The 19,541-nt window shown below is 70.6% G+C and carries 14 protein-coding genes; 4 read left to right on the plus strand and 10 right to left on the minus strand.

Annotation, left to right across the window (positions count from 1 at the left end; all coding sequences use genetic code 11):
- Positions 1–21: 21 nt before the first annotated feature.
- A complete protein-coding gene (locus AB0D66_RS02565; protein ID WP_362295466.1) occupies positions 22–639 on the plus strand; it encodes a GNAT family N-acetyltransferase in 618 nt (205 codons plus the stop codon).
- A gap of 96 nt (positions 640–735) precedes the next feature.
- Here the strand turns inward: AB0D66_RS02565 and trxA are convergent, their stop codons facing one another.
- The 7 genes from trxA to AB0D66_RS02600 all read right to left on the minus strand — a co-directional run bounded on the left by trxA (position 736) and on the right by AB0D66_RS02600 (position 10,277).
- Positions 736–1,077 (minus strand): thioredoxin, encoded by a 342-nt coding sequence (gene trxA / locus AB0D66_RS02570; RefSeq protein WP_362295469.1) that lies wholly within the window; start codon positions 1,075–1,077, stop codon positions 736–738.
- A 51-nt stretch (positions 1,078–1,128) separates the two neighbouring features.
- Positions 1,129–2,088: a thioredoxin-disulfide reductase gene (gene trxB / locus AB0D66_RS02575; RefSeq protein ID WP_362295472.1), complete on the minus strand. Its 960-nt coding sequence runs from the start codon at positions 2,086–2,088 to the stop codon at positions 1,129–1,131.
- A 124-nt stretch (positions 2,089–2,212) separates the two neighbouring features.
- The gene (locus tag AB0D66_RS02580) at positions 2,213–3,154 is read right to left on the minus strand and encodes a hypothetical protein (RefSeq protein ID WP_362295475.1); all 942 of its coding nucleotides are present in this window, start codon (positions 3,152–3,154) and stop codon (positions 2,213–2,215) included.
- Positions 3,151–3,846 (minus strand): RNA polymerase sigma factor SigM, encoded by a 696-nt coding sequence (gene sigM, locus AB0D66_RS02585; RefSeq protein ID WP_362295478.1) that lies wholly within the window; start codon positions 3,844–3,846, stop codon positions 3,151–3,153. The genes AB0D66_RS02580 and sigM overlap by 4 nt, the downstream gene beginning before the upstream one ends.
- A 100-nt stretch (positions 3,847–3,946) precedes the next feature.
- Positions 3,947–5,674, minus strand: coding sequence for a protein kinase family protein (locus tag AB0D66_RS02590; RefSeq protein ID WP_362295481.1), 1,728 nt, complete (start codon positions 5,672–5,674; stop codon positions 3,947–3,949).
- Between the two features lie 117 nt (positions 5,675–5,791).
- The gene (murJ, locus tag AB0D66_RS02595) at positions 5,792–7,966 is read right to left on the minus strand and encodes a murein biosynthesis integral membrane protein MurJ (RefSeq protein WP_362295484.1); all 2,175 of its coding nucleotides are present in this window, start codon (positions 7,964–7,966) and stop codon (positions 5,792–5,794) included.
- A gap of 46 nt (positions 7,967–8,012) precedes the next feature.
- Positions 8,013–10,277 (minus strand): DUF6049 family protein, encoded by a 2,265-nt coding sequence (locus tag AB0D66_RS02600; protein WP_362295487.1) that lies wholly within the window; start codon positions 10,275–10,277, stop codon positions 8,013–8,015.
- Between the two features lie 185 nt (positions 10,278–10,462).
- Between AB0D66_RS02600 and AB0D66_RS02605 the strand changes: the two genes are divergently transcribed.
- A complete protein-coding gene (locus tag AB0D66_RS02605) occupies positions 10,463–11,905 on the plus strand; it encodes a CCA tRNA nucleotidyltransferase (protein ID WP_362295490.1) in 1,443 nt (480 codons plus the stop codon).
- A gap of 67 nt (positions 11,906–11,972) precedes the next feature.
- Here the strand turns inward: AB0D66_RS02605 and AB0D66_RS02610 are convergent, their stop codons facing one another.
- The 3 genes from AB0D66_RS02610 to AB0D66_RS02620 form a co-directional block, all read right to left on the minus strand.
- Complete coding sequence (locus AB0D66_RS02610) at positions 11,973–13,241, minus strand: MFS transporter (protein WP_362295493.1); 1,269 nt, start codon at positions 13,239–13,241, stop codon at positions 11,973–11,975.
- A 106-nt stretch (positions 13,242–13,347) separates the two neighbouring features.
- Positions 13,348–14,430: an inositol-3-phosphate synthase gene (locus AB0D66_RS02615; RefSeq protein ID WP_069921078.1), complete on the minus strand. Its 1,083-nt coding sequence runs from the start codon at positions 14,428–14,430 to the stop codon at positions 13,348–13,350.
- A gap of 49 nt (positions 14,431–14,479) precedes the next feature.
- Entirely contained in the window at positions 14,480–15,082 is a 603-nt protein-coding gene (locus AB0D66_RS02620) for a PadR family transcriptional regulator (protein ID WP_069921079.1), read from the minus strand.
- 603 nt (positions 15,083–15,685) lie between these two features.
- On the opposite strand from AB0D66_RS02620, the gene AB0D66_RS02625 reads away from it, so the two are divergent.
- On the plus strand, positions 15,686–17,989 hold the full coding sequence (locus tag AB0D66_RS02625) for a transglycosylase domain-containing protein (protein ID WP_362295497.1): 2,304 nt from the start codon (positions 15,686–15,688) through the stop codon (positions 17,987–17,989).
- 89 nt (positions 17,990–18,078) lie between these two features.
- Complete coding sequence (locus AB0D66_RS02630; protein WP_362295500.1) at positions 18,079–19,539, plus strand: glycosyltransferase 87 family protein; 1,461 nt, start codon at positions 18,079–18,081, stop codon at positions 19,537–19,539.
- The last annotated feature ends 2 nt before the right edge of the window (positions 19,540–19,541 follow it).

A 19,541-nucleotide genomic window follows, 5' to 3' on the forward strand; every position in this document is an offset into this window, starting at 1 on the left:
GCCAGTGGTTACGATGCGTTCATGGGTCGTCGGCTGGTACCGCTCACGCTGGACAACCTCCAGGATCTGCCCCGTCGTTGCCGGTCCTGTGTGTTCTGGGAGCTCGATCCGGTCAGTGGCGACGCCGCCGTGAAGGCGGGTACGCCGGCGCTGGAGAAGGAGGCCTGGATCTCCGCCGTCCTCCTCGAGTGGGGATCGTGCGGCCGGGTGGTCTACGTGGACGAGGTCCCGGTCGGGTACGTGCTGTACGCGCCGCCGGCGTACGTACCGCGGTCCACCGCGTTTCCCACGAGCCCGGTGTCGCCGGATGCCGTGCAGCTGATCACCGCGTTCATCACGCCGGGGTACCAGGGGCAGGGGCTCGGCCGGGTGATGGTCCAGACGGTGGCCAAGGACCTGCTGCGGCGGGGGTTCCGGGCCATCGAGGCCTTCGGGGACGCCCGGTGGGAGGGTCCGGCCTGTCTGCTCCCGGCGGACCACCTCCTCGCGGTGGGCTTCAAGACGGTACGGCCCCATCCGGCGCATCCGCGGCTGCGGCTGGAGCTGCGCTCCACGCTGTCGTGGAAGGAAGACGTGGAGCTGGCGCTGGACCGGCTGCTGGGCGCGGCCCGCAAGGAGCCGGCGCTGCGCCCGCTGTGAGCGGGATACCTGAAACGGGCCGCCCCCGAGGAGGGGCGGCCCGTTTCAGGTATCCCGGCTGCGGCTGGAGTCGTCCCCAGCGGAACAGGCAGTTCGTCAGGCGGACTTGACCTGGACGAAGTCCTCGAGGTCGCGCAGGATGGCGGCCTTCGGCTTGGCGCCCACGATGGTCTTGGCGACCTCTCCGCCCTGGTACACGTTCAGGGTCGGGATCGACATGACGCCGTACTTGGCGGCCGTGGCCGGGTTCTCGTCGATGTTCAGCTTGACGATCTCGATCTGGTCGCCGTACTCGGCGGCGATGGCCTCGAGGGACGGCGCGATCTGGCGGCACGGTCCGCACCAGGCGGCCCAGAAGTCCACCAGTACGGGCTTGTCGCTCCTGAGGACCTCGGCGTCGAAGTCAGCGTCGGTCACGTTCTTGAGGGTGCCGGCCACAGCGGCCTCCTTCTTCATTCCTGCGGGGTGTGGGGTGGGGCGGGTACGGGGTCAGACGGTCGCGTGGGCCTTCTCGGCGTCCGCGAGGGCGGCGAGGAAGCGCTCGGCGTCCAGCGCGGCGGAGCAGCCGGTGCCCGCCGCGGTGATGGCCTGACGGTAGGTGTGGTCCACGACGTCGCCGGCGCCGAAGACGCCGGTCACGCTGGTCCGGGTGGAGGGGGCATCGACCTTGAGGTAGCCCTCGCCGTCGAGCTCCAGCTGGTCCTTGAACAGCTCGGTGCGGGGGTCGTGGCCGACGGCGATGAACAGGCCGGTCACGGGCAGCGCGGAGGTCTCGCCGGTCTTGGTGTTGCGCAGGGTGAGACCGGAGAGCTTCTGCTCGCCGTGGATCTCGGCGACCTCGCTGTCCCAGGCGAACTTGATCTTCGGGTCGGCGAAGGCGCGGTCCTGCATGGCCTTCGAGGCGCGCAGGCTGTCGCGGCGGTGGACGATCGTGACGGACTTGGCGAACCGGGAGAGGAAGGTCGCTTCCTCGATCGCGGTGTCGCCGCCGCCGACGACGGCGATGTCGTGGTCCTTGAAGAAGAACCCGTCACAGGTGGCGCACCAGGAGACGCCGCGTCCGGAGAGCGCGTCCTCGTTCGGCAGGCCGAGCTTGCGGTGCTGGGAGCCGGTGGTGACGATGACGGCCTTGGCGCGGTGCACGGTGCCGGCGGTGTCGGTGACGGTCTTGATCTCACCGGTGAGGTCCACGGACACGACGTCGTCCGGGACCAGCTCGGCGCCGAAGCGCTCGGCCTGGCCGCGCATGTTGTCCATGAGGTCCGGGCCCATGATGCCGTCCTGGAACCCGGGGAAGTTCTCCACCTCGGTGGTGTTCATCAGGGCGCCACCAGCGGTGACGGCGCCTTCGAAGACCAGCGGCTTGAGCGAAGCACGTGCGGTGTACAGGGCGGCGGTGTAACCGGCCGGTCCGGATCCGATGATGATCACGTTTCGGACGTCGCTCACGGGTTTCTTCCTCGTCTCTGCGGACTGCGTGCTGCCTACCGGGGGCCGGTGCGGACTCTCACCCCACCCAACGGATCCTACGGCGCATGCATTCCCGGGCCGGACCGGTGTGGGAACCGATGCCTCAGCTTCGGGCATAGCTGTTCGTGAGCAGGACCTTCCCGGTGGTGTCCGGGGCGCTCTCGCAGCCGCTGTCGACGAGGTAGGCGTCCACGCGGGAGGTGTCGCCCGGGTGGGGCAGGACGAGCAGGAAGACGGGAGTGCCCTGGTAGCTGCCGCGTTCGGCGGCGATCGGGAGGTCGGGGCGGCCCGTCGCCTTCTGGACGCAGGCCGGGACGGGGGCCGCCCGGCGGTCGTCGGGGGCGATCCCGGGGGCCGGAGAGGTGTTCTCCATCCCGTACGTGTTGTTCTGCTCCTGCGGGTCGCCACCGGGGGCCTCTTCGGAGGCGAGGAGCCGGCGGACCGTGTTCGGGAGGCCTTGGGCGGTGTAGGAGCCGTCGGCGGTGCGCGGCTCGGCCGCGGAGCTCGCCCTGTCGCGGGCCGTCTGCGCGGGCGGGCCGGTGAGGTCGCCGAACAGGAAGATCCCGAGGGCGCAGGCGGCGGCCCCGGTCAGTCCCGCGAGCACGGCGATCCGGCGGCGGGCCCGGCGGCGCCGGCCGGGGCCGGTTGGGCCGGTCGGGTGACCGGCGGGCTGGGCGGGGCCCTTCGCCGGTGTTTCACGTGAAACACCGCGGTCGCCAGGGCCGGGCCGGGCCGTCCCGGCGGGCCGGTCGCTGCTCTGGTCGGAGGCCTGGGGCGTGGTGGCGTCGAGGAGCGCCTCCGCGGCGAGGGCGGCGTCGATGCGGCCCGCGATGTCGGCGGGCATCCTGGCCGGTCCGGGGAGCGTGCCCAGCAGGGCCCGGATCTCGTCCAGGGAGGCGCGTACGTCGGCGCACAGCGCGCAGTCGCCGAGGTGGCGGCGGACTTCGGCGCTGCGGGCCGGCGAGAGGAGTCCTTCGGTCAGGTCGGAGATCTCCGAGACGTCCGGGTGCCGGATCGTGCCGGTCGTGCCGGTGGTGGGGCTCACGGTCGTCCACCTCCGCCCTTCACTGCGTCTGGGTCTGGATGCCTGGGCTCTGCCGCTGGTGGGACGGCTGTCCCCGGCGTCCGGTTCCTTCCCCGCTCGGTGGCGGTGTTATCCCCGGCATTCGTGCGCAGATGAGTGAGCATCGGGAGGAGTTTCGCCCGGCCGCGTGCGCACCGGCTCTTCACGGTCCCGGTGGGGACATCGAGGATGTCGGCGGCCTCGGCGACGGGGTAGCCCTGCATGTCGACGAGGACGAGTACCGCCTGCTGTTCGGCGGGGAGGGTGCTGAGGGCGGCCAGGAGCTGGCGGTGGAGGTCCTCGCGCTCCGCCGGGGCCTCGGCGGACTCGTGGGGCTCCAGGAGGCGCTCCAGGCGCTCTGTGTCATCGAGGGGCGAGGTCTTGCGGGAGGCGGCCTTGCGGGCCCGGTCGAGGCAGGCGTTGACGGTGATGCGGTGCAGCCAGGTGGTGACGGCGGATTCCCCGCGGAAGGTGTGGGCGGCCCGGTAGGCGGAGACGAGGGCGTCCTGCACCGCGTCGGCGGCCTCCTCGCGGTCGCCGAGGGTCCGCAGGGCCACGGCCCAGAGCCGGTCCCGGTGGCGCCGTACGAGCTCACCGAAGGCGTCGGGGTCTCCGGCCACGTGCCGGGCCAGCAGGTCCGCGTCGCTCGCGTCGCCGGTCGTCGCGTCGTGCATCACACCTCGCCTCCCGGGGGGAGATTACGGCCTGGGCGGGGGAATTGACGAGGGCCCGCCGTGCCGGTGGCGCAGCGGGCCCGCGAGGACGGACCGGACCTCAGGGGGTCGTGCCGAGGATCTTGATCTCGTTGATGCCGCCCCGGTAGCTGTCCGCTCCCTCGGGAGGCAGGGAGGTGATGTGGATCAGCACGTACCGGGTGCGGACCGGCTTGTCGAGGGTGGCCTTCAGCTTCTTCTCGACGTCCTTCAGCTCGGTGATCGGCTGGGAGAACTGGGAGAGCTCCGACGGTGAGGAGGCATCCGGCGCGGCGGCCCGGACCTGGAGCTTCTGGCCGCTCGCGAAGAGGTCCAGATCAATCCCGGCCACGTCCTGCACGCTGCCGAGATCGACGATGATGCCGCTGCCGCCCCTGCGGTTCGGCAGGTTGCCGAAGTTGGCGTAGCCGTCGTACCGGGGGGTCGACCAGCCGGTCTCCGCGTTGCCGTCGACGGCCTTGTGGCTGTCTTTGGTGTTCAGCGGGTCCGGGTCGGGCGCGAACACGGAGACATCGGCGATGCTGATCGGCTTGCCCAGGGTGATCGGCTTGGGGGCGTCGTCGGACTCGGTCTGCGTCTGGTTCGGGCCGTTGGTTCCGCCCTTGCCGTGGTCGAGCAGGGTGTCGGCGAGCTGCCAGCTGCCCAGGCCGAGGGCGGCGATGAGCAGGGCGGCGACACCCCACTTGAGCGCCCGGCCCGTACGGCTCTGCAGAGGCGGCGGCGGGGGCACGATGGGCCGCACCTGGGCGGTGTTGGCACCGGAAGGCGTGGGACGGCCGTAGCTGCCCTGCTGGTAGGTGGTGTGCTGGTACTCCGGCGGGGCGGTGAAGGCGGGCTCCGGAGGCCGGATGCGGGGCATCGCGGCGACGGCCTTGGCCAGCTCCTCCGGGGTGGTGAAGGCGGGCTCCTGACGGGAGGCGGTGGCCCCGTCGTTGGCGAGGGCGCGCATGGCGAGCTCGCCCAGGCCCCGGTGGACCCCGGCGCGGACCTGGTCGGGGGCGATCAGGCCGACGCCCTTCGGCAGGCCGGTGAGGCCGTAGGCGTCGCTCTCGTACGGCCAGCGCTGGGTGAGCGCGGCGTACAGGAGGGCGCCGATGGCCTCGGTGTCGGCGCGCTGCGGCGTCTCGCTGGTGATGCCGCGCAGGGCGGCGTTCACGGCGAGGCCGCGGATGCGGTACTGCCCGGTGGAGGTGCGCAGTATCGCGCTGGGAGTCAGGCGCAGATGGGAGAGGCCTTCGCGGTGGGCCGCGGTCATGGCCTGGGAGATCTGGCTGACGAGCTGGTAGGCCTCGTGGGGCTCCAGGGGGCCCGCGGCGAGGAGCGCGGTGAGCTCGGTGGCGTCGGGCAGCCATTCATGGACGACGTAGACCAGGTCGTTCTCCTCCACCGCGTCGAGGACCTGGACGAACCGGGGGTCGCCGAGGAGGGCGGAGGAGCGGGCGGCGGCAAGGACGGACCGGGCCCGCGGATGGTCGGCGGGCAGCAGGTGGACGCCGACGGCCCGCCGCAGCTTCTCGTCCATCGCACGCCAGCTGCTGAATCCGTCCACACGGGTGACGCACTCCTCGAGCCGGTAGCGTCTGGCGAGCTTGTGGCCGCTGTGGAGTTCGGGTGCGGCCGTGGGGGCCGCGGTCGTGCGTTCGCCGTCCTTTTCGGTCATGGGTCCGTCCGCGGCTCGTCCGTTCTGGGTGTCCACCCCGTCGGCCGTGGCCTTGTCCGCTTTCGCGGCCAGCGGCTTGTCGCCACTGTTGTCTGCCACGTCGACGGCAGCCGTGCTACGTTCCGCCACCGTCGTTCCCGCCTCCCCATCCGTTGCGCACTGTCGGCCAGTCTGCGAAGCCATGCCAATTGTGCCCACAGTCCGACGCTATGCACGACACACGAAGGGGGGCGACGGTTGTGCGCATCAGCGCCCCAGTCGTCCGCGGACCATTCCGACCATCGAGTTGAGCTCTTCGATCCGCATCCGCTTGGCGGCGATGAGGAACACCGCGGCCAGGGCGAGGCCGCCGGCCACGAGGGAGGCGGCGGAGCCGGCGACTCCGCTGCCGAGCCAGCGGGTGACGCCGTAGGCGACGGCGCCGGCCACCGCGGCCGCGGGGACGCAGGCGCCGGTGAGGCGGGCGTAGGTGCGCATCACGTGGGCGCCGTCGAGGTCGCCGCCGAGGCGGTTCTTCAGGCGGCGCCAGGCGACACCCACGCCGACGGCGTAGCCGAGCCCGTAGGCGGCGGCCATGCCCACGACGGCCCACCGGGCGGGGAGGAGGAAGAAGGAGGCCGCTGAGCCCGCCGCGTTGACGGCGGCGACGATGACGGTGTTGTAGAAGGGCGTCCGGGTGTCCTCGTAGGCGTAGAAGCCGCGCAGGACCACGTACTGCACCGAGTACGGGATCAGTCCGAGGCCGAAGGCCATCAGCACGTAGCCGATGTTCTGGGCCCCGGAGCCGGAGCCGGCGTAGAGCAGCGTGGCCATGGGGACGCCGAGGGCGAGGAAGGCGAAGGCGCAGGGCACGATCGCGACGGCGGAGGTGCGCAGCCCGTAGGAGATGTCGTCGCGGACGGCGGCGGCGTCCCCGTCGTGGGCGGACCGGGAGATGCGCGGCAGGACGGCGGTCATGACGGAGACGGTGATGATGGCCTGCGGCATCTGCCAGAGCAGCAGCGCGTAGTTGTAGGCGGTGATGCCGGTGCCGGAGTGGCCCTGCTTCTCGGCGACGGATCCGGCCCACGTGGCGAGCTGGGTGACGACGACGAGCCCGATCTGGTTGGCGAGGACGAAGAAGAACGTCCACTTGGCCAGGCGGGCGGCCTTGCCGAGGCCGTGGCCCTTCCAGTCGAAGCGCAGGCGCGGCTTGAAGCCGGCGTCGCGCAGGTAGGGCAGCATCGCCAGGGCCTGGACGGTGAGGCCCAACAGGGTGCCGAGGCCCAGCAGTCGGACGCCGTCGGCGGTGACGGTGGAGGCGTTGACGCCGGAGGTCGTGAAGCCGCCGAAGGCCCAGATGAAGGCGCCGAAGGTGGCGATGACGACGATGTTGTTGAGGACCGGGGTCCACATCATCGCGCCGAAGCGGCCGCGGGCGTTGAGGATCTGACCGAGGACCACGTGCACGCCCATGAAGAACATGGTGGGCAGGCAGTAGCGGGCGAAGGCGACCGCGACGTCCATCTGCTGCGGGTCGGAGGCGATCTTCGGCGACATCATCGTGATGAACACGGGTGCGGCCAGGACGCAGATGGTGGTGATGCCGGCCAGCAGGACGACGACGAGGGTCAGCAGCCGGTTGGCGTACGCCTGGCCGCCGTCGCTGTCGTTCTTCATGGCCCGGACCAGCTGCGGGATGAAGACGGCGTTCAGGGCGCCGCCGCCGACCAGCACGTAGATCATCGTCGGCAGGGTGTTGGCGATCTGGTACGTGTCGTTGAAGGTGCCGACGCCGATGGCACCGGCGATGACCAGGGTCCGCAGGAAGCCGGTGATACGGGAGACGATGGTGCCCGCGGCCATGAGCGCGCTGGACTTCAGCAGGCTGGACGCGCGTCCGGCGGGCTTGGCCGGTGCCGGGGCGGCGACGGGGGCCTCCTCGGCGGGGGTGCGGGGGGCCGCCTCCTGGTCCCGGTACAGGTGGGCGAAGGCATCGGGCTCGGGCTGTTCGTCCGCCGCCTGGGTGACGAGGGAGTCCACGCCGACGAACTGGGTCGTGTTGGCGTGGTCGCCGTACGGGAGGTGGCGGGAGGGGCCGTCCGGCTCGGGCGGCGGGGTCTGGGCCCAGACGCGCGGATCGGGGGCGTAGGAGGGCGCCGTGGGCGCCGCGTAGAGCGGGCCGGCCTCCTGGTAGGTGCCGGGTGGCGGCGGGGGGTGTGCCGCCCGGTCGTAGAGGACCTCGGCCACGGGATCCTGCGCGGACAGGTCCTGGGACCGGTACGGGTCGTAGTCGTAGGCGTCCTGGACATACGGGTCGCGGTCCGGCGCGGGCGCAGGCGCGGGAACCTGCCCGGGCACCGGGGTGCCCGGGGCAGTGCCCTGGGAGGGCGTAGGCCCACCAGTGCCCTGCGCGCGGTCACCGTCGTACGGCGCGTTCATCGAAACCCCACCTCATCGTCCCCAGGCCGACCGGCCACGGCATCGCTCAACGGTCCACTGTCTCACTCGTGCCGGACCCGTCCGTGCTTTGCGGTCCGGTGTCCGGGGACTCGTCACTCTGCTGCGTGCTCTCCTCGGCGGCCGCGCGCGCCGCGACGCGCTTGCGGCTGGCGTACATCTTGATGCCCGCCAGGACGAGGAGGAGCACACCGCCGGCGATGACGAGCATGACGGTGGGGGTGATCTCGGTGGCGTCGACGGTGAACTTTCGTTCCTTGCCGTAGGGGACGCCGTCCTTGGTGAAGAGCTGCGCGGTGACCTCGACGGGGCCGCTCGCGGTGGCGTTCGCGGGGAACTTGATCGTCTGGGTGTGGTCGCCCTGGACGGTGACCTGCTGTTCGGCCTGGCCCTTGTCGCCGAACATCAGGCGGGTGGGGTTGGCGGACTTCACCCGCAGGACGAGGTCGTGGACGTCCTGTACGAGGCTGTTCTGGACGCTCACCGGGATGGTGGCGCTGTGGCCCGACAAGGTGGCGTCGGACTTGGGAATGATCTTGACCTTCTCGGTGAGGCCGATCAGATAGTCCTGTACCTGGTCCCGGTAGAGGGCGGCCTCCGCGGGGCGGCCGCGCCAGGAGGTGGACATCTCCCGGTTGGTGGTGTTCCCGAAGGGGATCTCCACGCGGTCGGGCGCGGCGAGGATGACCTTGAAGTGGTCGAGGGTGTTCTGGGTGGTCCGGATCTTCTCGAAGGCGGTCACCGGCAGCTCCTGCTTGCGCAGGTCCTCGGGGTACTGCCCGGCGCCCGGCACCTGGGTGGCGGCCGCGGGGTCGGGCTTGGCCGCGGCGGCGCTCTCGAGGTCGCCCTGCTGGGTCCAGCGCCCGGCCTGGAGGGCGCGGACGGCATCGGCCATGGTCCCCACCTGGCTGACGCTGGGCATCCGCTGAGGGGCGACGACGAAGCTGCGCTGTTCGTCGGTCTTCTGCAGGTTCAGGGCGAGGGTGTGGGCGAGGAACCGCTGCAGGGCGAGGGTGGAGTTCCCGGCGCTCAGCATGTCGCCGTCGAAGGCGGTGGACAGTTCCGCGTCGGCGACGACGGCGGTGGCGCCCGCGCCGATGGGGCGGGCGGCCGAGGGGGTGTACCCGAGGGCTCCGCTCTCCGAGAGGCTGTCGCTGCGGGTGAGGATGTTGTGGGCGCCGGCCGAGGTGGCGACGTTCACGATCGAGGGGTCGATGGCCCCGTTCGCGGGCCAGGAGAAGTCGGTGGAGGCGGGGACGTGCAGGACCGTCTCGACAGCCTGCTTCGCCTTGTCGGTGGCCGGCCGCAGCTGGCCCAGGCTCCCCGAGACGTCCTTGCCGCGGTGCGCGAGGGAGGCGAGGTCGGGGTCCCCGAAGGGCAGGGCCACGACCTTCTTGCCCTGGACGGCCGCTTCCAGGGAGCTCAGCCACTGTTCGGCGACGGCCTTGTTCTTGCCCTGGACGGACTTTCCGCCCGGGACGCGGACCCGGTAGCCCTTGGTCATCGCGTCGACCGTGTACAGCAGGTCCGGGTCGATGACCCAGGTGATGGGCAGGTCCTTGCCGAGCGCGACCATCCGCTCCAGCCGGCCGCCCGACTTGAGCTCCTCCGCGAGGGAGTCGTCGAGGAAGACGGGGGTCTGGGTCTCGTCCGATCCGGTTTCCGCGGTCACGTGGGTGGTGGAGATCAGCGGCCACACGTAGGTGAGCTGGGCCCGCTTGGCCGCTGCCTCCGGCTGCCAGGGCAGGAAGGTGCGCTGGATGCCCAGGACCTGCTCGGACGGGCGGCTCTCGGTCACCCCGGACAGGGAGACGCCGAGCTGGTAGACCCCGTCCTTGTCCAGTTCCAGCTTGTTCACCGGGACCGTGAGGGTGAAGGTCTGGTTGACCTTCGACGGCAGCGAGGCGATCTTCACGGCGTGGGCCTGGTCGATCTCCCCGGGGTCGATGCCCGCCCGGAAGCCGGTGCGCTCGGCCGCCTCGTCGATCGAGGCGCGGTCCGCGAGGAGGGGCCCGACCCGCAGGCCCACGTGCGCGTCGTTGATCGTCTCGGATCCGTCGTTGACCACGGTGCCCGTGATGGTCAGGGTGTCGCCCTTGACCGGGGCGGCGGGGGTCATCGAAGTCAGCTGGACGTCGACGGTGGCCGCCTGGGCGGCCTGGGCCTCGGGGGCGGGAGAGTAGACCAGGGCGGCGAGGACGGGCGTCCCGGCGAGCAGGACCACCGCGCGCCGCAGCCAGCGGCGCCGGACAGGAGTGGGGGACGCCCCCAGGATGTCTGCCGCCTCGGCCACGCGCTAGCCCGTCCCTCGAAGTGTCAGTGGTCGTCGTCTGTGCGTCCACGCATGGTAACGAGACCCGCTGTGCGCGAGTGCCGCCCCTTGCTCCACATGATCGGCTCAGCCCCGGGGCAGCGGGGTACCGGGGTCGCGATAAAGGGGGAAGCCCGCGCCGGGCGGGACACGTACCCTTTTCTGTTGTGCCGAACGCCAACGAAGACAACCCCAGTGCCCTGAGTCAGGTGCAGCGCCGCGCGGTGAGTGAACTGCTGCGGGTCGCTCCTGTCGCCGACGAGCTCGGCCGCCGTTTCCAGGAGGCGGGCTTCCGCCTCGCCCTGGTCGGCGGGTCCGTCCGCGACGCGCTGCTCGGGCGTCTCGGCAACGATCTCGACTTCACCACCGATGCCCGCCCCGAGGACGTTTTGAAGATCGTCCGGCCGTGGGCCGACTCGGTGTGGGACGTCGGCATCGCCTTCGGCACCGTCGGGGCACAGAAGGCCGGCTTCCAGATCGAGGTGACGACGTACCGCTCGGAGGCCTACGACCGGACCTCGCGCAAGCCGGAGGTCTCCTACGGCGACTCGATCGAGGAGGACCTGGTCCGGCGCGACTTCACGGTCAACGCCATGGCGCTGGCCCTGCCGGAGCAGCAGTTCATCGATCCGCACGGTGGTCTCGAGGACCTGGCCGCAGGGGTGCTGCGCACCCCCGGCACCCCCGAGGACTCGTTCTCGGACGATCCGCTGCGGATGCTGCGGGCGGCGCGCTTCGCCGCGCAGCTGGACTTCGAGGTCGCCCCCGAGGTGGTCGCGGCCATGAAGGCCATGTCGGACCGGATCGAGATCGTCTCGGCGGAGCGGGTGCAGGGCGAGCTGAACAAGCTGATCCTGTCCGCCGGCCCGCGCAAGGGCCTGGGCCTGCTCGTGGACACCGGGCTGGCCGACCGGGTCCTGCCCGAGCTGCCCGCGCTGCGGCTGGAGAGTGACGAACACCACCGCCACAAGGACGTCTACGACCACTCGCTGATCGTGCTGGAGCAGGCGATCGCGCTGGAGGAGGACGGCCCGGACCTGGTGCTGCGGCTGGCCGCCCTGCTGCACGACATCGGCAAGCCCCGTACCCGGCGCTTCGAGAGCGACGGCAGGGTCTCCTTCCACCACCACGAGGTGGTGGGCGCGAAGATGACCAAGAAGCGCCTGACGGCTCTGAAGTACTCCAACGACATCATCAAGGACGTGTCCCGGCTGGTGGAGCTGCACCTGCGCTTCCACGGCTACGGCGACGGCGAGTGGACGGACTCCGCGGTGCGGCGCTACGTACGCGACGCCGGCCCGCTGCTGGAGCGCCTGCACAAGCTGACCAGGTCGGACTGCACCACGCGCAACAAGCGCAAGGCCAACGCGCTCTCCCGGACCTATGACGGCCTGGAGGAGCGCATCGCGCAGCTGCAGGAGCGGGAGGAGCTGGACGCGATCCGGCCCGATCTGGACGGAAACGAGATCATGCGGGTGCTGGACGTCGGCCCCGGTCCGGTGATCGGGAAGGCCTACGCCTTCCTACTGGAGCTGCGGCTGGAGAACGGCCCGGTGGGGCACGACGCGGCCGTCACCGCCCTCGAGGAGTGGTGGGCCGCGCAGGCGTGAAGCCGGAGTGCCGGAGCCGGTGTTTCACGTGAAACACCGGCCCGGTTCTCCCGCGGGCGGCGATGTTTCACGTGAAACGTCGCCCCTGCCGGCCCAGCAGCGCCGCGGTGGCGGCGTAGAGGGCAGCCACGCAGAGGACCAGCGGCACGGACTGCCCGTTCACGGGGAGCATCAGGGAGGCCACCGCCGCGGCGCTGACGAAGGCGACGTTGAAGAGCACGTCGTAGACGGAGAAGACCCGGCCGCGGTAGTCGTCGTCCACCCGGGACTGCACCACCGTGTCGGTGGAGATCTTGGCGCCCTGGGTGGCGAGGCCGAGGACGAACGCGGCGGCCAGCATCGGCCCGGGGGTGAAGAACAGGCCGAGGGCCGGGACGAGGACCGCGGCGCCCGCCGAGCAGGCGGTGATCCAGCCCAGCGGTCCCAGCCGGTCCACCATCCAGGGAGTGACGACGGCGGCCGTGAAGAACCCGGCCCCCGAGACGCCGACCGCGATCCCCAGCAGGGCCAGCCCGTCGGCCTCGCTCTCCGACCACGAGTAGCGGCAGAGCATGAGCAGCATCACGAACAGCGCCCCGTAGCAGAACCGCATCGCGGTCATCGCGGTCAGCGCCCGGGCCGCCTCCCGGCGGGAGCCGAGGTGCCGCAGCCCTTCGGCCATGCCCCGAACGGTGAGGGCGACGCCCTCGGCGACCGAGGGGTGGAGCCGGCCAGGGGGGTGGTCGGGCCCGAGGAGGCCGATGGCCAGGCGCAGGGAGGCGAGGCCCGCGGTCAGGTAGAGCCCGGCCCCGAGCAGGACGACGAGGGAGTCGGCGTCGTCGGCCAGCAGCCGGACGAGGAAGGCCAGTCCCCCGCCGGCGGTCGCCGCGAGGGTCCCGGCGGTCGGGGAGAGGGCGTTCGCGGTGACCAGCTGGCCGGTGCCGACGACGTGGGGCAGGGACGCGGAGAGCCCGGCCAGGACGAAGCGGTTGACGGCGGTCACGGACAGCGCCGACGCGTAGAACAGCCAGTCGGGGACCTGGGCGACGATCAGCATGCCGGTGACGCAGGCGAGGAAGGCGCGCAGCAGGTTGCCGTAGAGGAAGACCTGGCGGCGGCGCCAGCGGTCGAGCAGCACGCCGGCGAAGGGGCCGATCGCCGAATACGGCAGCAGGAGCACCGCCATGGCCGAGGCGATGGCCGCCGGCGAGGTCTGCTTCTCGGGGGAGAACACGACATAGGTGGCCAGCGCTACCTGGTAGACGCCGTCTGCCGCCTGGGAGAGCAGCCGTACGGCGAGCAGGTTGCGGAAGTCCCGCAGGCGCAGGAGTACGCGCAGATCACGTACGACAGGCATGAGGGCAAGGGTCACATACGCGGAGGGTCCCCGGGCATATTGCCCGGGGACCCTCCGCGGAAGAACAGCCGAAGTCCAGGTGTCCTCGCGGACCCCAGGGGCTCGACTAGCGCTCGACCTCGCCCTTGATGAACTTCTCGACGTTCGCGTAGGCCTCGTCGTCGAAGTACTGCACCGGCGGGGACTTCATGAAGTAGCTGGACGCCGACAGGATCGGGCCGCCGATACCGCGGTCCTTGGCGATCTTCGCGGCGCGCAGGGCGTCGATGATGACACCGGCGGAGTTCGGGGAGTCCCACACCTCGAGCTTGTACTCGAGGTTCAGCGGGACGTCGCCGAAGGCGCGGCCCTCGAGGCGGACGTAGGCCCACTTGCGGTCGTCGAGCCACGCGACGTAGTCGGACGGGCCGATGTGGACGTTCTTCTCGCCGAGCTCGCGGTCGGGGATCTGCGAGGTGACGGCCTGCGTCTTGGAGATCTTCTTCGACTCGAGGCGGTCGCGCTCGAGCATGTTCTTGAAGTCCATGTTGCCGCCGACGTTGAGCTGCATGGTGCGCTCAAGACGGACACCGCGGTCCTCGAACAGCTTGGCCATCACGCGGTGCGTGATGGTGGCGCCGACCTGCGACTTGATGTCGTCGCCGACGATCGGGACACCGGCCTCGGTGAACTTGTCGGCCCACTCCTTGGTGCCGGCGATGAAGACCGGGAGGGCGTTGACGAAGGCGACCTTGGCGTCGATGGCGCACTGGGCGTAGAACTTCGCCGCGTCCTCGGAGCCGACGGGCAGGTAGCAGATCAGGACGTCGACCTGGCGGTCCTTGAGGATCTGCACCACGTCGACCGGAGCCTCGGCGGACTCCTCGATGGTCAGGCGGTAGTACTTGCCCAGACCGTCGTAGGTGTGGCCGCGCTGCACGGTGACGCCCGTGTTCGGGACGTCGCAGATCTTGATGGTGTTGTTCTCGCTGGCGCCGATGGCGTCCGAAAGGTCGAGGCCGACCTTCTTCGCGTCGACGTCGAACGCGGCGACGAACTCGATGTCACGCACGTGGTAGTCGCCGAACTGGACGTGCATCAGACCGGGGACCTTGGCCGCCGGGTCGGCGTCCTTGTAGTACTCGACGCCCTGCACCAGCGAGGCGGCGCAGTTGCCTACGCCGACGATGGCTACGCGAACCGAACCCATTCCGGTTGCTCCCTGTTTGTTCTCGGACGAGGTCTGCGAGATGCAGGCCTCATTTTTCAGTTTCGTCGGACGGACCGGGTCGTCTCCGATCCCGTCCCGCCCGCTCGCTCTCGATGAGCTCGTTCAGCCAGCGCACTTCGCGCTCCACGGACTCCATGCCGTGCCGCTGCAGCTCCAGCGTGTAGTCGTCGAGGCGTTCCCGCGTGCGGGCCAGTGAGGCGCGCATCTTCTCCAGACGCTCCTCAAGCCGGCTGCGGCGGCCCTCCAGTACCCGCATGCGCACGTCTCGTTCGGTCTGGCCGAAGAAGGCGAAGCGGGCGGCGAAGGACTCGTCCTCCCAGGTGTCGGGTCCCGTATGGGAGAGGAGCTCCTCGAAGTGCTCCTTGCCCGCGGCCGTCAACCGATAGACGATCTTGGCGCGCCGCCCTGCGAGTGAAGCGGCGAGCGCGTCTTCCGGGGCATTGCCCGGCTCCTCTATCAACCAGCCGTTGGCGACGAGCGTCTTGAGGCAGGGATAGAGCGTCCCGTAGCTGAAGGCCCTGAACACCCCGAGCGAGGTGTTGAGCCGCTTGCGCAGCTCATACCCGTGCATGGGGGATTCGCGAAGCAGGCCGAGGACGGCGAATTCGAGGATGCCTGAGCGCCTGCTCATCCGCCTGCCTCTCCTCCGACTCTGACTCCGAGCTCTCGGCCCTGAGTCTTTATACCGAGCTGATGTATCGACTCGATACATCCAGACGATAGAACGGTGCGCGTCCAGCGACAAGGGGTGACGTGGTGACCGGCGTCACATCACCAATTCGTACGATGCAAGTTGCCTGATTTGGGGTGAACTTCGGCACTGGTCGGGTTTTGAGCGTGCGTAGTCTGTGCGCCAGGACACCGGGGGAACCGGAATTCACCTGCCGCTTCCAGGCCACTCGCCTGCCCGAGGAGTAGTCGTTCGATGAGCGAGCACCGCCGCAAACCGTCGCAGCCCCAAGGTGGTGGGCGGGCCTCGGCCCGCCGGGCTGCCCAGCAGCGTCCCGGCCGGGGCGCCGGATCCGGACGTGACGTTCCCACCGCCTCACCCAGCGGGCCGTATGCGGAACCGTCCGCGCACGGCAGCCGTGCAGAGGCCCGCCGCGCCGCCCAGAGAGGGTCCGCCGGCCGTGGAGGCAGAGCCTCCGGCCGGGCCGCCCGCGGCGGCACCGCGCGCCCCGACAAGCGCCTCGTCAACTACCCGCGGTCCGACCGGGACGGGTGGAAGCGCTTCGTGCCCTCCTGGAAGCTGGTGTCCGGCACGGCACTGGGCTTCTTCGCGGTCGTCACCGCCGGGGCGGGCATCGGCATCGCCATGGTGAGCACGCCCGACCCGCACAAGGCAGCCCAGGCCCAGAACAACGTCTTCGAGTGGGCCGACGGCACCCAGATGGTGGCGACCGGCGGTTCGATGAACCGCCAGATCGTCCCCATCTCCGACATCCCGCGGTCGATGAGGGACGCGGTGATCGCCGCGGAGAACGAGTCCTTCGAGACGGACAAGGGCGTCGACCCGATGGGCATCGGCCGGGCCGTGTGGAACATGGCCACCGGCGGCTCCACCCAGGGCGGCTCGACGATCACCCAGCAGTACGTGAAGAACACCTACCTGGACTCGGACCAGACGCTCAAGCGCAAGGTCACCGAGCTCTTCATCGCCATCAGGCTGGGCGTCTCCGAGGAGAAGGACACGGTCCTCGCGGGCTACCTCAACACCGCCTACTACGGCCGCGACGCCTACGGCATCCAGGCCGCGGCCCGCGCCTACTTCGGCAAGGACTGCAAGGACCTCAACCCCGCCGAGAGCGCCTTCCTGGCCTCCGTGCTCAAGGGCCCCAACCTGTACAACCCGGACGGCGGCATCGGCGCGGCCGCCACCCCCGCCCTCAACGAGCAGCGGGCCAGGAAGCGCTGGGCCTGGGTGCTCGACCGCGAGGTCGAGGTCGGCCGGATGGACAAGGGCGAGCGGGCCAAGTACACGGACGCCGAGTTCCCCCCGCGCATCGAGTCGGAGCAGGCCCGCGGCATGACCGGGCAGATCGGCTACCTGGTCGACACCGCCAAGGCGTACGTGATGAAGAACGCGCACATCACCGCCGAGCAGATGGCCCTGGGCGGCTACACGATCAGGACCACCTTCGAGAAGCCGAAGGTCGACGCCCTGGCCAAGGCCGTCGAGGACACCCGCAACGAATTCCTCGACGAGAAGAAGCGGCCGGAGTTCGACACGTTCGTGCAGTTCGGCGCCTCCTCCGTGGACGTGAAGACCGGCAAGATCGTCGCGATCTACGGCGGACCCGGCTGGGACCAGAAGTACTTCAGCAACAACGCCAACACCAGCGGCGTCCCGGTCGGCTCGACCTGGAAGCCGTACGTGCTGGCGGCGGCGATGGAGTACGGCACCCAGAACTCCAAGGGCCAGGGCATCTCGGTCGACAGCAAGTACCAGGCCAACGACCTCACCGTGATCAACAACCGGGAGGGCAGGCCGCTGCGCGACGCCTCCGGCAGCCCGTTCAAGCAGAAGAACGAGAGCCCCACCCCCTACGGCTACGTGACCCTCACCGAGGCGATGGAGAAGTCCATCAACGTCCCGTTCGCCCAGCTCGTCTTCGACGTCGGCCACGAGAAGGTGCGCAACGTGGCCAAGTCCACGGGCATCCTGGAAGAGTCGCTGAACCCGAACAACGACGCCTCCTTCGCCCTGGGCACCTCCACCCCCAGCGCCATCCGGATGGCTGACTCGTACGCCACCTTCGCCGCCTCCGGCATGCACCGCGAGCCGTACTCCGTGACCGAGGTCAAGAAGAACGGCGACAAGCTGCCAGGCTTCGAGGCCCCCACGGCCCAGCGGGCCATGGACAACGCCGTCGCGGACAACGTCACCAAGGTCCTGGAGAACGTCATCCAGAACGGCACCGGCACCAAGGCCAAGAAGCTGGGCCGGCCCGCCGCGGGCAAGACCGGCACCACCGACGAGAACAAGTCCGCCTGGTTCGTCGGCTACACCCCGGAGCTGTCCACCTCCGTGGTCCTCTTCCGCTCCAACCCCAACTCGAAGGACAAGGAGCTGCAGTCCATGAACGGCGTGGGCGGCACCGACTCCATCCACGGCGGTGACATCCCGGCCGTCATCTGGACCGAGTACATGCGCGAGGCGCTCAAGGGCGCCCCGCTCACGAAGTTCCCGGAGGCCGAGGACATCGGCGTGAAGGCCGACTCGGCGGGGGCCCCCTCCCCGACCCCCACGGCCCCCGCGTCGCCGTCCGCGTCGCCCTCGACCTCGCCGTCGAGCAGCCCGCCGCCGCCGTCCCCGACCCCGTCGAAGGGCGGCAAGCCGTCCTGTAAGCCGTGGGAGCTGTACTGCAACCCGGACACCACCGGCGGGACCTCCAACGGGGGGACGAACGGGGGCACGGACGGCGGGACCGACGGCGGGATCATCGGCGGTCCCAGCGGATCGCCGTCGCCGACGAACACCAGGCCCGGCCGCCCCGGCGGCAGCACGGGCTGGCCCACGGGCGCGGCGGCCGACTGACCGCACCCGCCCACCTGCTCGGGGAAGGCCGTCGCACGGGGTGCGGCGGCCTTCCCCCATGTCCGGCCCCGTACGGCAGGATGAGCCCCATGACGAAGGTGCACGAGGACAGCCCCGTACTGCCCACCCAGCAGGACGAGGTCTCCGCAGCGGGCAGTGAGTTCCTCGGCGGCCCCGTCGGCCGCCACGCCCGGCTCGGCGGCCACTGGCTGGGGCCCGTCCGGGTGGTGGCCCTGCTCGCCATCGGCATGTTCGCGCTGGGCATGGTGCAGAAACTGCCCTGCTACGACTGGGCGTGGTTCCGGGGAGCCGCGTCCCAGTACACCCACGCCTGCTACTCCGACATCCCGCACCTCTACGCGGTACGCGGCTTCGCCGACAACCTGACCCCCTACTTCGACCGGCTCCCCGGCGACATGGAGTACCTGGAGTACCCGGTGCTCACCGGGCTGTTCATGGAGATCGCCTCCTGGCTCACGCCCGGCAGCGGCTCCATGCAGCACCGCGAGCAGATGTACTGGATGGTCAACGCGGGCATGCTGATGGCCTGCGCGGCGGTCATCGCCGTGTGCGTGGCCCGGACCCACCGCCGCCGCCCCTGGGACGCCCTGCTCTTCGCCCTCGCGCCGGCCTTCGCGCTGACCGCGACGATCAACTGGGACCTGCTGGCCATCGCCCTGACCGCCGCCGGAATGCTCATGTGGTCCCGGGGCCGGACGGTCCTCTTCGGCGTCCTCATCGGCCTGGCCACCGCGGCGAAGCTCTACCCGGTGCTGCTGCTCGGGGTGCTGTTCGTGCTCTGCTGGCGGGCCGGGAAGTGGCGGGCCTTCGGCGGGGCGGTCCTCGGCGCGGCCGGGTCCTGGCTCCTGGTGAACCTGCCGGTCATGGCCGGGGCCTGGGAGGGCTGGACGAAGTTCTACACCTTCAGCCAGGAGCGGCCCATCGACTTCGGCTCCGTGTGGCTGCTGATCTCCCAGCGCTCGGGCAACCCCCTGGACGGCGCCAACACCTACGCGACCGGGCTGACGCTCCTGCTCTGCGGAGCCATCGGACTGCTCACCCTGACCGCCCCGCGCCGGCCCCGCTTCGCCCAGCTGGCCTTCCTGGTGGTGGCCGCCTTCATCCTGGCCAACAAGGTCTACTCGCCGCAGTACGTCCTGTGGCTCATCCCGCTCGCGGCGCTGGCCCGGCCGCGCTGGCGCGACTTCCTGATCTGGCAGGCCACGGAGGTCGCCTACTTCTTCGGGATCTGGTTCTACCTGGCCTACACGAGCAGCGGGGACAAGCACCAGGGCCTGCCCACGGAGGGCTACCAGCTGGCGATCGCCGCCCATCTGCTGGGCACCCTCTACCTGTGCGCGGTCATCGTCCGCGACATCCTCATGCCCGAACGGGACGTCGTGCGGCGGGACGGCTCCGACGACCCCTCGGGCGGCGTCCTGGACGGGGCCGAGGACGTGTTCGTGCTGTCGGACGCGGCGAGGGCGCCGCGGTACGCGACGCCCTCGGAGGGTCAGCGGGTCGACTGGGGCACGCACCCCAAGGACTGATC

The sequence above is a fragment of the Streptomyces sp. NPDC048270 genome (assembly GCF_040652335.1).
Lineage (GTDB): Bacteria > Actinomycetota > Actinomycetes > Streptomycetales > Streptomycetaceae > Streptomyces.